Annotated in this window: 14 protein-coding genes; 1 reads left to right on the top strand and 13 read right to left on the bottom strand. The window is 62.9% G+C overall.

Translation table 11 applies throughout. The annotated features are described in order from the left end of the window. The first annotated feature begins 50 nt into the window (after positions 1-50). Complete coding sequence (locus tag VI26_RS07175; RefSeq protein WP_048409065.1) at positions 51-320, top strand: zf-TFIIB domain-containing protein; 270 nt, start codon at positions 51-53, stop codon at positions 318-320. Positions 321-389: 69 nt separating this feature from the next. On the opposite strand, the gene greB is transcribed toward VI26_RS07175, so the two are convergent. The 13 genes from greB to VI26_RS07240 form a co-directional block, all read right to left on the bottom strand. After that, positions 390-944, bottom strand: coding sequence for a transcription elongation factor GreB (gene greB / locus VI26_RS07180; protein ID WP_048409066.1), 555 nt, complete (start codon positions 942-944; stop codon positions 390-392). Between the two features lie 30 nt (positions 945-974). Further along, entirely contained in the window at positions 975-1553 is a 579-nt protein-coding gene (locus VI26_RS07185) for an NUDIX domain-containing protein (protein WP_156183786.1), read from the bottom strand. Continuing rightward, positions 1478-2878: a pseudouridine synthase gene (locus VI26_RS07190; RefSeq protein WP_048409067.1), complete on the bottom strand. Its 1401-nt coding sequence runs from the start codon at positions 2876-2878 to the stop codon at positions 1478-1480. The genes VI26_RS07185 and VI26_RS07190 overlap by 76 nt, the downstream gene beginning before the upstream one ends. Before the next feature lie 44 nt (positions 2879-2922). Continuing rightward, the gene (gene scpB / locus VI26_RS07195) at positions 2923-3555 is read right to left on the bottom strand and encodes an SMC-Scp complex subunit ScpB (protein WP_048409068.1); all 633 of its coding nucleotides are present in this window, start codon (positions 3553-3555) and stop codon (positions 2923-2925) included. A 67-nt stretch (positions 3556-3622) separates the two neighbouring features. Then, positions 3623-4156 carry a GNAT family N-acetyltransferase gene (locus VI26_RS07200; RefSeq protein ID WP_048409069.1) on the bottom strand — a complete coding sequence of 178 codons (534 nt, stop codon included), beginning with the start codon at positions 4154-4156 and terminating at the stop codon, positions 3623-3625. Between the two features lie 77 nt (positions 4157-4233). Next, a complete protein-coding gene (locus tag VI26_RS07205) occupies positions 4234-5082 on the bottom strand; it encodes a ScpA family protein (RefSeq protein ID WP_048409070.1) in 849 nt (282 codons plus the stop codon). Between the two features lie 67 nt (positions 5083-5149). Continuing rightward, entirely contained in the window at positions 5150-6655 is a 1506-nt protein-coding gene (locus tag VI26_RS07210) for a hypothetical protein (RefSeq protein ID WP_048409071.1), read from the bottom strand. A 128-nt stretch (positions 6656-6783) separates the two neighbouring features. Then, positions 6784-8679 (bottom strand): molecular chaperone HtpG, encoded by a 1896-nt coding sequence (gene htpG / locus VI26_RS07215; protein WP_048409072.1) that lies wholly within the window; start codon positions 8677-8679, stop codon positions 6784-6786. Between the two features lie 156 nt (positions 8680-8835). Further along, positions 8836-9777: a 4-hydroxy-3-methylbut-2-enyl diphosphate reductase gene (gene ispH / locus VI26_RS07220; protein ID WP_048409073.1), complete on the bottom strand. Its 942-nt coding sequence runs from the start codon at positions 9775-9777 to the stop codon at positions 8836-8838. Positions 9778-9804: 27 nt separating this feature from the next. Further along, positions 9805-10293: a signal peptidase II gene (gene lspA / locus VI26_RS07225; protein WP_048409074.1), complete on the bottom strand. Its 489-nt coding sequence runs from the start codon at positions 10291-10293 to the stop codon at positions 9805-9807. A 138-nt stretch (positions 10294-10431) separates the two neighbouring features. Beyond that, positions 10432-13209: an isoleucine--tRNA ligase gene (ileS, locus tag VI26_RS07230; protein ID WP_048409075.1), complete on the bottom strand. Its 2778-nt coding sequence runs from the start codon at positions 13207-13209 to the stop codon at positions 10432-10434. Continuing rightward, a complete protein-coding gene (locus tag VI26_RS07235) occupies positions 13206-14141 on the bottom strand; it encodes a bifunctional riboflavin kinase/FAD synthetase (protein WP_048409076.1) in 936 nt (311 codons plus the stop codon). Before VI26_RS07235 ends, ileS begins: the two co-directional genes overlap by 4 nt. Positions 14142-14313: 172 nt before the next feature. Further along, positions 14314-14991 (bottom strand): OmpA family protein, encoded by a 678-nt coding sequence (locus tag VI26_RS07240; protein WP_048409077.1) that lies wholly within the window; start codon positions 14989-14991, stop codon positions 14314-14316. Positions 14992-15162: the final 171 nt, after the last annotated feature.

Below are 15162 nucleotides of genomic sequence, written 5' to 3' on the forward strand. Positions count from 1 at the left end.
GCGCTGGCGAGTCATCGCATCCACTCAGCCACCGCGCCAAGGAGCACGCCATGAACTGTCCCACTTGCCAAGTCACCCTGCTGATGGGCGAGCGTTTGTCCGTCGCCATCGATTACTGTCCGCAGTGCCGCGGCGTCTGGCTAGCGCCCGGCCAGCTGGAGCGGCTGCTGCAAACCCAGGCGCCGACCCTGCCCGCAGCGCCCCAAGCCGCCGCCGGCTGCGCGCCGGCCGCGCCCGCGCATGGCCATGGCGAATCGCATCGCTCCGGCGGCCGCCATGGCGGCAAGCACGGCGGCTGGCTGCGCAAGCTGCTGGACTGAACCCGGCCGGGCAAAAAAATGGCCCGGACATCGGTCCGGGCCTGTTTTCGGCCATAGCGCCACGGGGCTTCAGTCTATGCGCTCATAGCGCACTTCCAGCACTTCGATGTCTTCATCGCCCTCAGGGCCGCGGAACAACACGGAATCGCCCTCGCGCGCCTTCAGCAGGGTCCGCGCGATTGGCGAGATCCAGCTGATGTGACCGCGCGCCAGATCGATTTCGTCGACGCCGACGATGCGCAGCAATTGCTCGCTGCCGTCGCCGCGCTCGATCAGCACGGTGGCGGAAAAAAACACTTGGTCGGTCGCTTCCCGGGTTTCCGGGTCCACCACTTCCGCGATTTCCAGACGCTTGGTCAAAAAACGGATGCGGCGGTCGATTTCGCGCAGGCGGCGCTTGCCGTAGAGGTAGTCGCCGTTTTCCGAACGGTCGCCATTGCTGGCCGCCCAGTTCACGATCTGCACCACTTCGGGCCGTTCGCGGTTGACCAGGTGGTAGAGCTCGTCCTTCAAGCGCTGCCAGCCGCCGGGCGTGATGTAATTCTTGCTGGACGCGGGCAAACGCCGCTCGGCCGGGAGATCTTCTTCCGCCTCGTCGTTTTCCTTGGTAAACGCTTTGCTCATATCACCCATCCATCAATGAAAACGCCGGCCTCAACGGCCGGCGACATGTTCCAACAACGCCAGGCAATGCGGCAGCAGGCCTTTGGGCTTGAGCTTGATCCGCTGCAATTGCTCGCGGTCCAGCCATTCCAGCCGGTATTGATTGTCCGGCCCCATCTTGGCCAATTCCGGCCCGCCCAGGCGCAGCTCCCCGGCATGGCTGCGCGCCAGGAACACATGCTCGACCCGATCCTTGGCGTCCAGCACGCACAGGATGCCGCCCAGATGGACGTTGAGCCCGGTTTCCTCGCGCGTCTCGCGCACACAGGCAATCGCGGCGGTTTCCCGCCGCTTGATGCCGCCGCCGGGCAGCACATAGTAGTCCTTGCCCGGCTTGATGCGATGTATCAGCAGAATGCGACCACCCTCGACAATGGCGATGGCGGCGCGCTGACGCTTGCCCGCCGCCGCCGGCAACGGCGGCGTCTCGGGCGCCGCGCCGCGCAGGCGGGACATCATGCGTACGGCCAGGCTCCACAGCATGGCGCGCAGGCTCAGCGATGCGCCTTGGCCGAAGCCTTCTTGACCGGCGCCGCCTTCTTGCCGCCGGTGACGGTCAGATTGGACCACTTCATCACCGCCGCCACTTCCGCGGAGTTGAGTTCGTAGAACTGGCCGCGCTTCAGCCGCGGCGGCAGGCCGATATTGCCGAAACGCACGCGGATCAGGCGGCTGACGGTCAGGCCGAAGTGCTCGAACATGCGACGCACTTCACGGTTGCGGCCTTCCTTGATCACCACGTTGAACCACTGGTTGGCCGCCTCTTCCGGGCCGCCCTTCTGGAAAATACGGTCAAAGCGCGCTTCGCCGTCCTCCAGCTCCACGCCGGCCACCATTTCCTTCATGATTTCCGGAGTCAACTCGCCCAGCACGCGCACCGAATACTCGCGCTCCACTTCGAAGCTGGGGTGCATCATGCGGTTGGCCAGTTCGCCGCTGGTGGTGATCAGCAGCAGGCCAGAAGTGTTGACGTCCAGGCGGCCGATGGCCACCCAGCGGCTGGATTTGGCCTGTGGCAGGCGGTCGAACACGGTGACGCGGCCTTCCGGATCGTCGCGGCTGACGATTTCGCCCTCTTCCTTGTGATACATGATCACGCGCGGCAGGCGGTCCGGCCATTTCAGCTTGATCTGGTCGCCCTTGACCATCACGCGGTCGCGCGGGCCGACGCGGTCGCCCAGGCTGGCTTTCTTGCCGTTGACGGTGACCTGGCCGGCCTCGATCCATTCTTCCATTTCGCGGCGCGAGCCGACGCCGGAGGCCGCCAGCGCTTTCTGCAGCCGCACCGGCTCGATATCGTCCAGGTCCACGCGGACTTCGCGCAAGCGCTTGGCCTTGTCCTTGATGTCCTGGTTCGGGCTGCGCAGACGCAGCTTCTTGGCCTTCTGCACCAATTGCGGCTTGCCGCCCTCCGGCTTGCCCTGACGCGGCTGCCCGCCGTTCTTGCCGGCGGCCGGCTGGCCAGCCGGCGTCGCGGCGTTCTTGTTGCCGAAGCGGCGCTCATGATCCAAGGCCACATTGCCGTTGACGTCGCCATTGCTGTCGCGCTGGTAGACCGGCTTGTTGCGGCCTTGCGCCTGCTGCATCTGTTGCTGTTCCTGCTCGCGGCGGCTCAGTTTGAACAGCGGCGTGCCTTCGTGCATCAGCGGATTGCCGTAGGCGTCGCGCGCGGCGCGACCATTCTGCGGCGCGCGGCCCTTGCCGCCGTTGGCGCGAGCTTGACCCTGGCGGGCGCTGGCCTCGGCCGGCTGGCCGTTGCGGTTCTTGATCATGCCGCCCTGGGTCTTGCCGCGCGGCTGAACGCCGCCGGTGCCCGGCTGGCGTGCTTGGGAAGTTTCGCGACCTTTGACACGCGCCACCGGCTGGCGGGCGTGATTGCGTTGTCCTTTAGACATATGTGCTTTGCTCTTTCCGTGCGAGCAACCGGCAGAATATGGAGTTATTCTGCGATGGGCTCGAAATTATCCGCCTCATCGTCGAGGGGGATGTCGTCTGTGGCCGCTGCCGGGCCTTGTTCCCGAGGCTCCGCCTCGGGCACCACCAGACTTCCCAGTTCCGCCAGCGGCGGCAGATCCTTGAGCGAGACAAAGCTCAAGTCGTCCAGGAATTTTCGGGTCGTGGCATACAAGCCCGGCCTGCCGGGTACGTCCTTGTGGCCGATGACTTCGATCCAGCCGCGTTCCAGCAGAGTCTGCATCACGCCGGTGGACACCGATACGCCGCGTATCGCTTCGATATCGCCACGGGTCACAGGTTGTTTGTAGGCGATGATCGCCAAGGTTTCCATTACCGCGCGCGAGTAACGCGGCGGCTTTTCCGGGTTCAGGCGGTTCAGGTATGGCGTGAACTCGGCCCGGGCGCGAAAGCGCCATCCCGATGCCAGCTTGACCAGTTCGACGCCCCGCCCTCTCCAGTCGCCCTGGATGTCGTCGAGGATGTCATTGATCAATGCGGCTTTCACCTCTTCGGTGAACAGCTTTTTGAGCATGGCAACCGACAGAGGTTCCTGCGCGGTCAGCAGGGCCGTCTCCAGCACGATCTTCAGATATTTTAGGTCGGTGATGGTGGACATTGAGCCGTGAAGCCGTAACACGTATGCGCAGTAAACCGGTTATTGTACATGAACTTGCCGACCGGGGCTAAATTAATCCTGCGGCCATATCGTCCCATGCCGCCAGCGCGGTCAGGCTGTAGCGACGCAGCGTGCGGTCGCCCAGTTCCATCGTCGCCAGCAGTTGGCCGCCGCAGGCTTCCACCGTGCGCACCGCCGCCGGCCGGTCCGCCGGGCAGACCAGCACCCAGTTGCCGTGCGCCGGCTTCTCGCCCAGGGTCTGCACGTATTGCAGCAGCACGCGGCCATAGCCATGGCCGCGCCAGGCCGGCAGCACTTCAAAAGCGATGTGGCCGATGCGCTCCACGATCAACGCGCTGTCCCCCAGCCGCTGGCGCACCGCGCCTATGATTTCGGATTGGCCATTGATCAGGAACCAGGTGCGGCACGGCACCCAGCCTTCTGGCAGGTCCTGCCCGGCGGCATGCCGCAGCAATTGCGCCAGCCAGGCGTCCGGGTCGTCGCCGGCGCGGCGATAATATTCCAGCCCCTCTTCGTGACAGGCCAGGAAAAAGGGGCGGTAGGCGGATTGATGTTTCGGATCGGCCGCTTCAATGTGCATGGCATGCTCTCGCGATGAATACCTCTATCCTAATCGCTGGCGAGCCAACATCAAGTGCAAATCGCAGCCGATGGCGATCAGACCAGTGCGATGCGCACATAAATAGGCTGGTACGGGGCCTCTTGGCTGACCTTGACCAGGCCTTCCTTCACCAGCTCCAGCACCGCGATGAAGTTGACCACCAGGTGGGCGACGCCCTTGTCCACGTCGAACAGTTCTTCGAAGGGCACGTATTCGCGGCCGTCCAGATAACGCAGAATCCAGCTCATCTGCTCGCGCACCGACAATTCGTCCTTTTCCACCTTGTGATGACGGTGGTGGCGCGCGCGCGACAAAATCGCCATCCAAGCCTGGCGCAGGTCGGCGGGGAAAACCTCGGGCAGTCGCTGTTCCGCTGACTGCTCGATCAGCACCGCCAGCCAGGCGAAATCGCGGTCGGCCTGCGGCAGCTTGTCCAGTTCCAGCCCCGCCAGCTTCATCTGCTCGTATTCCAGCAGACGGCGCACCAGTTCGGCGCGCGGATCGTCCGGCTCGCCCTCTTCGTCCAGTTGCGGACGCGGCAGCAGCAGCCGCGACTTGATCTCGATCAGCAGCGCCGCCATCAGCAGGTATTCGGCGGCCAGTTCCAGACGCCCGTCGCTCATCGCGTCGATATAGGCCATGTACTGGACGGTGATCTCCGCCATCGGGATGTTCAGCACGTCCAGGTTCTGCTTGCGGATCAAGTAGAGCAGCAAATCCAGCGGCCCTTCGAAACTGTCCAGGATCACCTGCAGCGCATCCGGCGGGATGAACAGATCTTGCGGCACTTCCAGCACCGGCTGACCGAACACGTGCGCGATCGGCACGCTGGGCGGCAATTCCGGCGCGGTCAACTGAAAATCGTCGGTCGCAGGCTGGGTGTCGGGAGATGGGGCGGTGCTCATGGCGGCAAGGATACCAGCTAGCGGCCCGACGGGTGACGGAACTTGCCCGCGCGCGCCGGGCGTGGATTCAGGCCGGCGCCTCCGCCGGCAGCGCTTCGTCGATCTTGATCTCGACAAACTGGTAATGCGCGGTTTGCTGCAGCAGGCGCACCGCGCGCACCCGGCTCTCGCCATCCGCGCCGCGCAACAGAAAGGGACGCATCGCCTGATATAAACGCCCCGGCAGCACCAGAATGCCGGAAAGACGAAAATGCCGCTCTACCTGCATGCGCAGCGCCGGCTCGAAACCGCCGCTGGCATGGCTGGTGACCGCCGCCACTTCCACCGCTTGCGGACGCTTGCCGATGAATTCGATCCCGCACTCGGTCTGCATGTCCTCGCCGCCGAAACTGACCCAGCGCACCAGGCCCAGCTGCCAGCCGAAACCGCGGCGGCGCAGCATCACCACCTCGCCGGCGCGCAGCGGCTGCTGCAAGGACTCGCCCTGCAACAGCAGGCCGGAAGCGCTGAGATTGCTGATCTGCAAGTGGCAAGGCTCCAATTCGCCGTCGGCCGGCGCGCCGGCGGCCAGCCGCCAGCAGCGCGGCAACAGGCTGACCAATTCTACGGTTTCAACACTGAGCCGGCGCAGCCGGACATGGCGCCGCCGGCGCGGCGCGCTCCATTCCTGGCGCAAACTCGCCAGCAGCCAGGCTTCGTGACTGTCGTCCAGGCCCTGACGCTGGCGCTGGCGGCCCAGTTCATCCATGCGCTGCAGCAGGCGGCCGGCGTCCAGCCGCCACCACACACCGTCGCCGCCCAGGTCCAGTTCGGCGCAGAAGCGCGCCGGACGATCGACATCGGCGCGAAACGCCAGCGCGCCCTCGTCTCCCAGCGGTTGATCCAGTTGTTCCACGCGCAGCAGGCCGGCATGCTGTTCCAGCCATTGCAGCAACAGCGCGATCTTGGCCGGCTCCAGCCGATTGCTGGCGGTCAGGCCCAGCAGCATCAGGCGGCGATAGCTGAGCCCCGGCGCCGCCGTGCCGCTGCCGGCTTGCCGCCCTTCCCAACCCTGGGATAGCGCATGAGCGTACAGGTGGTGGCAGTCGCGCCAGAAGCCCTTGTACAGCGGCGCATAGCTGCGCGCGTGCAACGCCAGCAAGTCGTAGCCGCTGGCCAGCGCCAGTTGCAAGGCCTCCTGCCGCGGGCGCGAACTAGCAAAACGGCTGGCTTCCTGAGCACTGAACGCCTGCGCCAGCAACTTGCACTGTTCATGCCATTGCCGCAGCAATTGGCGAGCAGAATGCAAACCGGCGCGCGCCTCCGGCGTGCAGGACAGCTCCTGGCGCGCCGCGCCGCTCTCCAGCCGCGCCGCCAGCGCCGTCACCGGGGCTTGCAGCGTTTGCAGCAGCGCCAGGCGCTCGGCCGGCGCCAAGGCCGCGCGCTGCCATTGCGCCAGCCATTGGCCGACCTGATTCGCGGCCAGTTGCGCCGGCAGCGTCGCCAGGCTGGCTAGCTGGGCGCGCGCCGCTTTCAAGTCCAGGGCTTGCCAGGGCGGCTCCGGCAATGCGTGAATCAGCGACAATTCGATCATGACCGAGTCATAGCGAGTGAGACGCCGCCGATGATACCCCCAGCCATGGTTTTTAGCGCGGCATTATTGCCAGCCGCAAAAAAATGCCCCGCCGAGGCGGGGCATTGCTGTGGGAGACCGTGTTCGACTTAAGCCGACAGTTCCAGCATCAGCTTGTTGATGCGCTTGACGAAGGCCGCCGGGTCTTCCAGCTTGCCGCCTTCGGCCAGCAGCGCCTGGTCGTACAGCACCTGGGCCAGATCACCGGCGCGCGCCTCGTCGGCCTCCTCGGCCAATCGTTTCACCAGCACATGCTCGGGGTTGATCTCCAGCGTGGGCTTGCTGGCCTCCACTTGCTGGCCCGCCGCCTTCAGCATGCGCTCCAGGTGGGCGCTCATATCGTGCTCGCCAGCCACCAAGCAGGCCGGGCTCTCGGTCAGGCGAGCGGTGGCGCGCACTTCCTTGACACGGTCGGCCAAGGCTTTCTGCACTTTTTCCACCACCGGCTTGGCGCTTTCCTCCACCTGCTTTTGCGCTTCCTTGTCGGCCTCGTCTTCCAACGCGCCCAGGTCCAACGCGCCCTTGGCCACGGACTGCAACGCCTTGCCGTCGAATTCGAACAACGAACCCACCACCCACTCGTCGACGCGATCGGTCAGCAGCAGCACCTCGACGCCCTTCTTCTTGAACACTTCCAGGTGCGGGCTGTTCTTGGCCGCGGCCAGGGTGTCCGCGGTGATGTAGTAGATCTTGTCCTGACCTTCCTTCATCCGGCCGATGTAGTCGCCCAACGTCACCGTCGGCTCGACGCCTTCGGAAGTGGTGGAAACGAAGCGCAGCAGCTTGGCGATACGTTCCTTGTTGGCCATGTCCTCGCCGACGCCTTCTTTCAACACTTGGCCGAACTCTTGCCAGAACTCGGCGTACTTTTCCGGCTGATTGGCGGACAGGTCTTCCAGCAAGCCCAATACCTTCTTCACGCAGCCATTGCGGATGGCATCGATGTCCTTGCTTTCCTGCAGGATCTCGCGCGATACGTTCAGCGGCAGGTCGTTGCTGTCAATCACCCCGCGCACGAAACGCAGGTAGTGCGGCATCAGCTTCTCGGTGTCTTCCATGATGAAGACGCGGCGCACATAGAGCTTGACGCCCTGCTTGCGCTCGCGGTCGAACAGATCGAAGGGCGCGCGCGACGGGATGTAGAGCAGCTCGGTGTATTCCTGGCGGCCCTCGACGCGGGCGTGGCTCCAGGCCAGCGGGTCGGTGAAATCGTGGGCGACGTGTTTGTAGAACTCCTTGTACTGCTCTTCGCTGATCTCGCTCTTGCCGCGGGTCCACAGCGCGGAGGCGGAGTTCACCGCTTCCATTTCGTCGCTGACGATGACTTCGCCGTTTTCGCCGTAGCTATTGCCCTTTTTCATCTCGATCGGGATGGAGATGTGGTCGGAGTACTTGCGGACGATGCCTTTGAGCTTCCAGTCGTTCAGCAGCTCGTCCTCGCCCTCTTTCAGGTGCAGCACGATCTCGGTGCCGCGGCCGGCCTTCTCCACCTGTTCCAGCGTGTATTCGCCGGCGCCCTGGGATTCCCAGCGCGTGGCGGCGGCGTCGCCGGCGCGGCGGGTGGTCAGCGTGACCTTGTCCGCCACGATGAAGGCGGAGTAGAAGCCGACGCCGAACTGGCCGATCAGGTTGGCGTCTTTCTTGGCGTCGCCGGACAGTTGCTCGAAAAAGGCCTTGGTGCCGGACTTGGCGATGGTACCGATATTGGCGATGACTTCGTCGCGGCTCATGCCGATGCCGTTGTCGGCGATGGTCAGCGTGCGCGCCTCGGCGTCGTAGCCGATGGTGATCTTCAGCTCCGGCTCGTTCTCGAACAGCTCTGGCTTGGCCAGGCCTTCAAAACGCAGCTTGTCGGCGGCATCGGAGGCGTTGGAAATCAATTCACGCAGGAAAATTTCCTTGTTGGAGTACAAGGAGTGGATCATCAGCTGCAGCAGCTGCTTGACTTCGGTCTGAAAACCCAGGGTTTCTTTCAATGCGCTCATGGTGACTTGGTCGAAAGTTGGTCAACGATGCGCATCAGATAAGGGCTGTCCCGGGGTTTTCAATACCCCTGCCCGCAACCCAGGATCGTCGCCGCGCGGACATGAAAAAGCCCCGCGACGAAATCGCGGGGCGGTTTGGCTCAGGACTTGATGGACTCAGGCGCGCTTGTCTTCGCGCAAGGCCGGCGGTAGCGCGAACACGGTGCTCTCCTCCACGCCGGCCAGTTCGCTGACGCTGTCGGCGCCAAACGCCTTGATCTGGTCTATCACCGCCTGCACCAGCACTTCCGGCGCGCTGGCGCCGGCGGTGACGCCAACGCGCTGCTTGCCGGCGAACCACGCCTCCTCCAGCTGACCGGCGTTGTCCACCATATAGGCGTCCACGCCCTTGAGCGCGGCCACTTCGCGCAGGCGATTGGAGTTGGAGCTATTGGGCGAGCCCACCACCACCACGATGTCGCACTCGTCGGCCAACACCTTCACCGCGTCCTGGCGGTTTTGCGTGGCGTAGCAGATATCGTCCTTCTTCGGGCTGGAGATCTCGGGAAAGCGCGCCTTCAGTTCGGCGATGATGTCGCGGGTCTCGTCCACCGACAGCGTGGTCTGGCTGACATAGGACAGCGCCGCCGGATTGCGCACCCGCAGCTTGGCGACATCGGCCACGTTTTCCACCAGATACATATTGCCATCCACCTGGCCCATGGTGCCTTCCACCTCGGGATGGCCGGCATGGCCTATCATGATGATTTCCATGCCCGCCTTGTGCATGCGCTTGACTTCGACATGCACCTTGGTCACCAAGGGACAGGTGGCGTCGAATACCTGCAGGCCCAAAGCGGCGGCCTCCTCGCGCACCGACAGCGGCACGCCATGGGCGGAATACACCAGGGTGCTGCCGCTGGGCACGTCCTTCAGTTCTTCGATGAACACCGCGCCCTTGGCGCGCAGGTTCTCGACGACGAAGCGGTTATGCACCACTTCGTGGCGCACGTAGATCGGCGCGCCGTAGAGTTCGATCGCCCGCTCGACGATGGCGATGGCCCGGTCCACTCCGGCGCAGAAGCCGCGCGGATTGGCCAGCATGATGGTCTTCGTCATCACAAATCCTTGCTCAAGCCGCGGCGCTCAGGCGCGCGGCTTTCTGAAACTGTCCAGCACCATCAAGGCGGCTCCGACGCAGATGAAGGAGTCCGCCAGATTGAAAGCCGGGTACGACCAGCTGCTGTAGTAGTGCACCTGGATGAAATCGATCACATGGCCGTGGACGATGCGGTCTATCACATTGCCGAGCGCGCCGCCCATGATGAAGGCCGCGGCCAGGCTCATCAGCCCGCTGAAGCGGTTCTTGAAGATGTTCCAGCCCAGCCAGCCGGACACGGCGAACGCCAGGCCGGAAAACAGATACTTCTGCCAGCCACCGGCGTCGTGCAGGAAGCTGAACGCCGCGCCCGGATTGTACAACAAGGTAAATCCGAAAAAGCCGGGAATGACTTCCCGGACTTCGCCGTACTGGTAATTGCCGTTGAAATAGATCTTGGACAATTGATCCAGCAGCACGATCACCGCGGCCAGCGCAAACCACTTCGGCCATTGCCTAGCCTTGGGCATAGTCATTGCAGAATCCATCAGACCTTCCATTGCGCTTAAGCGAAGCGCCGCGCACTCTAGATATCAAAGCGCCGGAAGCGCGGAGCTTGCGCTCCACTGCCTCCGGCCCAGCCTCGTCAAGCGATGGCTAACGGCCCGCCAAACTTAGGCGAACTTGCGGAACTCGCCCTTGCCGTCGATGTTATCCACGCAACGACCGCACACCGCGCCATGGCCGGCATGACTGCCGATGTCGGCGCGGTAGTGCCAGCAGCGCTCGCACTTCTGCTGCGTGGACGACACCACGCTGACGCGAGTGTGTTCACCTTGCTTGACGCTGGCTTTAGAGACAATCAGCACGAACTTGAGTTCATCGCCCAGGCTGTGCAGCCACGGCAGCAAGACGTCGTCGGCTTCAATCTCGATTTCCGCCTGCAACGAGGAGCCCAGTTGCTCGGCGCTGCGCAGTTCTTCGATCTGCTTGTTCACTTGAGCGCGCAGTTCGCGGATGGCCTGCCACTTGGCGGCCAAGGCCGCTTCGCGTTCGGCGGCCTGGGCCGGGAATTCGTGCCAGATGTGATAGAGGGTCGATTCTTCCTCGCTGTCCACCAACACATTCCACGCCTCGTCGGCGGTGAAGCACAGGATGGGCGCCACCATCAGCAGCAGGCTGCGGGTGATATGGTACAGCGCGGTCTGCGCGCTGCGGCGCGCGTGGCTGTCGGCCTTGGTGGTGTACAGCCGGTCCTTGATCACGTCCAGGTAGAAAGCGCCCAGGTCCTCGGAGCAATAGCCCACCACTTCCTGCACCACGTGATGGAAGGCATAACGCGAGTACAACTCGCCCACCACCTTTTCCTGCACTTCGCGCGCGCGCAGCAGCGCGTACTGGTCCAGTTCCACCATATTGGCCAAGGGCACGGTGTGTTCCAGCGGATCGAAGTCCGACAGATTGGACAGCAGGAAGCGGATGGTATTACGCAAGCGGCGATAGCTTTCCGTCGTGCGCTTCAGGATTTCCTGCGACAGCGACATATCGCCGGAGTAGTCGGCGCTGGCCACCCACAGGCGCAGGATGTCGGCGCCCAGGGTGCCGCAGATCTCTTCCGGCGCAATGCCGTTGCCGCGCGACTTGGACATCTTGTAGCCCTTGTCGTCCACGGTGAAACCGTGGGTCAGCAACTGCTTGTACGGCGCGCGGCCTATGGTGGCGCAACCGGTTTTCAGCGAGGACTGGAACCAGCCGCGGTGCTGGTCCGAGCCCTCCAGGTACAGGTCCGCCGGCCAGGCCAGTTCGGCGCGCTGCTTGAGCACGGCGAAATGGGTGGAGCCGGAGTCGAACCACACATCCAGAGTATCGGACAGCTTGCGGTAGTGCTCGGCCTCCTCGCCCAACAACTCCTTGGCATCCAGGCTGAACCAGGCTTCGATGCCCTGCTGCTCGATGCGCAGCGCCACTTCTTCCAGCAATTGCGCCGAGCGCGGATGCAATTCCCCGCTGTCCTTGTGGATGAAGAAGGTCATCGGCACGCCCCAATTACGCTGGCGCGACACGCACCAGTCCGGGCTGTTCTTGATCATCGCGTCCAGACGCGCGCGACCCCAAGCCGGGAAGAACTCGGTGGCATCCACCGCGCGTTGGCTGATGGAGCGCAGGGTCTCGCCGCCGTGGCCGGGCTTGTCCATGCCGATGAACCACTGCGGCGTGGCGCGGAAAATGATGGGGGTCTTGTGGCGCCAGCAATGCGGGTAGCTGTGCTCCAGCTTGGCCTTGTGCACCAGCGCGCCGTGCTCTTCCAGCGTTTCGATGATGCGCGGATTGGCGTCCCAGACCAGCAGGCCGGCGAACAGCTCGGTGCCGGACTTGTAGCAGCCGTTGTCGGCCACCGGGTTGGCCACCGGCAACTTGTAATGCAGGCCGGCCTGGAAGTCTTCCAGGCCATGCGCCGGCGCGGTGTGCACCAGGCCGGTACCCGCGTCGGTGGTGACGTGATCGCCCAGGATCACCGGCACCTGACGCGCGTAGAACGGGTGTTGCAGCTGCAACAACTCCAGCGCCCGGCCCTTGGCCTCGCCCAATACTTGGCAAGATTCAACGCCATAGCGTTTCATCGCCGCCTCGGCCAGGTCCTTGGCCAGGACCAGCTTGCCCTTGGGGGTATCCAGCAATTGATAAACCAGTTCCGCGCCGACGGCGACGGCCTGGTTGGCCGGCAAGGTCCACGGCGTGGTGGTCCAGATCACCGCCATCGCGCCGGAGGCGTCCGCGCCGAAGATTTCACCCGCCTTGGCCGTGTCCACCAGCTTGAAACCGACGTCGATCGCCGGCGACACCTTGTCTTCGTATTCGACTTCGGCCTCGGCCAGCGAGGAGCCGCACTCAATGCACCAGTGCACCGGCTTCTCGCCCTTGCTCAGATAGCCGTTCTCGAAGATCTTGCCGAGGGTGCGCACGATGTCGGCCTCGGTCTTGAAATCCATGGTCAGATAGGGATTGTCCCAATCGCCCAACACGCCCAGGCGGATGAAGCCCTTCTTCTGACGCGCCACTTGCTCTTTCGCGTATTCGCGGCACAGTTCGCGGAATTTGGCGGCGGGAATATCCTTGCCGTGCAGCTTCTCCACCATCAGTTCGATCGGCAGACCGTGACAGTCCCAGCCCGGCACATAGGGCGCGTCGAAACCCGCCAGCGTCTTGGAGCGGACAATGATGTCCTTCAGCACCTTGTTGACCGCGTGGCCCAGGTGGATATCGTTGTTGGCGTACGGCGGGCCATCGTGCAGGATGAATTTGGGTCGGCCGGCGGAGAGCTTGCGCAGCTTTTCATAGCGCTTCTCCTCTTGCCAGCGCTTGACCCAGGCCGGTTCGCGTTTGGCCAGATCCCCGCGCATGGCGAAGGGGGTATCCAGCAGGTTTACGGTTTTACGATAATCGATGCTCATGCCTGCTCTCGCTGCAAACTTGTCAAATAGGTCTTGGCGCTGGCCGCGTCTTTTTCGATCTGAGCGATCAGCGCCGATAAATCATCATACCGCGCCTCATCGCGCAGTTTCTTCAAGAATCGCACCGTCAGCCGCTGGCCGTAGAGATCGCCAGCGAAATCGAACAGGTGCACTTCCAGCTTGTAGTCCGGCGTGTCGCTGACCGTCGGGTTCAGCCCCAGGCTGGCCACGCCCCCCAGCACGCCATCGGCGGTTTCCGCCTGCACCACGAACACGCCTTGCAGCGCCGGCCGCAGATGCGGCAAATGGATGTTGGCGGTGGGGAAGCCTATGGTACGCCCCAGTTTCTTGCCATGCACCACACGGCCGGAAATCTGGTACTCACGGCCCAGCAAGTGTTCCGCGCCCCCCAGGTCGCCGGCGGCCAGCCGTTCGCGCACCAGGGTGCTGGATGCCCGCTCGCCCATGGCCAGCACCGTGGGCATCGCCTCGGTAACGAAGTGGCTACAGGAGCTCAGCATTTCGAAATTGCCCTGACGCTTGGCGCCGAACTGGAAATCGTCGCCAATCAGCAAATACTTGGTCTGCAAACCCCGCACCAGCACTTTGTCGATGAAGTCCGGCGCCGACATGCCGGCGAAGCCGCGATTGAAGCGGTAGACAAACACATAGTCGACCAAGCCCAGCCGCTGCAGAAACGCCAACTTGTCGCGCAGCGTGGACAAGCGCCCAGGAGGATTATCTCGCGTGAAGAATTCGCGTGGGTGCGGCTCGAAGGTCAACAGGGCCGTCGGCAAGCCGCGCGCATCGGCCTCCAGCCGCAGCCGTTGCAGCATTTTCTGATGGCCAAGATGCACGCCGTCAAAATTACCGATGGTCAAGGCGCAGGCTGACAGCCGGTAACGCTGCGGATCTCCAAAGAATACCTGCATGTGCTGGTCTTATTGCGTCCTGAAAACCTTCGATTGTATCTGCCCGCCATGGAAAGCGTCCAGACATGGAACACAATTGGACTCCAGCGGCGGGCCAATGCTTTTCCGCCATGCAGCAAAATAAAAAGCCCCGCTATTAGCGGGGCTTTTCAAACCGATTGTTTGAGTAAGATTACTTCTTCTCAACCAGCGATTCTTTAACCGCGTCGATGGTCAGCTCAACGCGACGATCAGACTCGATGCATTCCTTGATAGCCAGGTTCTGCTTGGAACCTTTCTTCTGGAATTTCGGGAATTTGGCCTTGCACTCGGCGGTCATCTTGGCTTCAGCGGAGCCACGACCAACGGAGGACACTTTGTCGGCCGGAACGCCAGCGGCTACGAAGTAGTTCTTAACCGCGTCAGCGCGTTCTTGCGACAGACGGTTGTTGTAGGCAGCGGAGCCCATGAAGTCGGTGTAGCCAGCAACTTCAACAGACTTCAGGTAGCCTTTGCCAGCGTTGGCTTTCAGCTTTTCAACCAGCGGGTCCAGTTCGTTCTTGGCATCGCCGCGCAGCTTGGCTTTGTCGAAGTCGAACAGTACTTTAGCGGACAGGGTGACTTTTTCTTTTTCGGAAACCAGCACCGGCTTCGGAGCTTCGGCTACCGGCTTGGCAGCTTCGCGATCGCCACATTCAACCAGGCCGTCCTTGGCCTTGTCGAAGAAGTTGGTTCTCCAGCACTCGCCGTAGTTGTTGCGAGTCACGGATTCGGTGGACTGGTCAACGGCATAGCCAGGTTTAGCAGCAAAAGCGCTAGCGGAAACCAACAGAGCAGCAACCAGGGCGCTCAGTTTCAGCTGTTTAGTCATGTTATTCCCTCTTTAATCTATAAAATGGGTAGCAATGCGGGCTGACGCAAAGACCACACGAACAATTTTACTGCAAACAACAGGGTGATCTGCAAACTGTGTTTATGCAGTTAACCCGCACTATAGAAACGCTGCAACCCCATGTCAACTTGAGGCGCCACAGATTGCGAG

Origin of the sequence: Chromobacterium sp. LK1 (genome assembly GCF_001043555.1) — a bacterium.
Lineage (GTDB): Bacteria > Pseudomonadota > Gammaproteobacteria > Burkholderiales > Chromobacteriaceae > Chromobacterium > Chromobacterium aquaticum.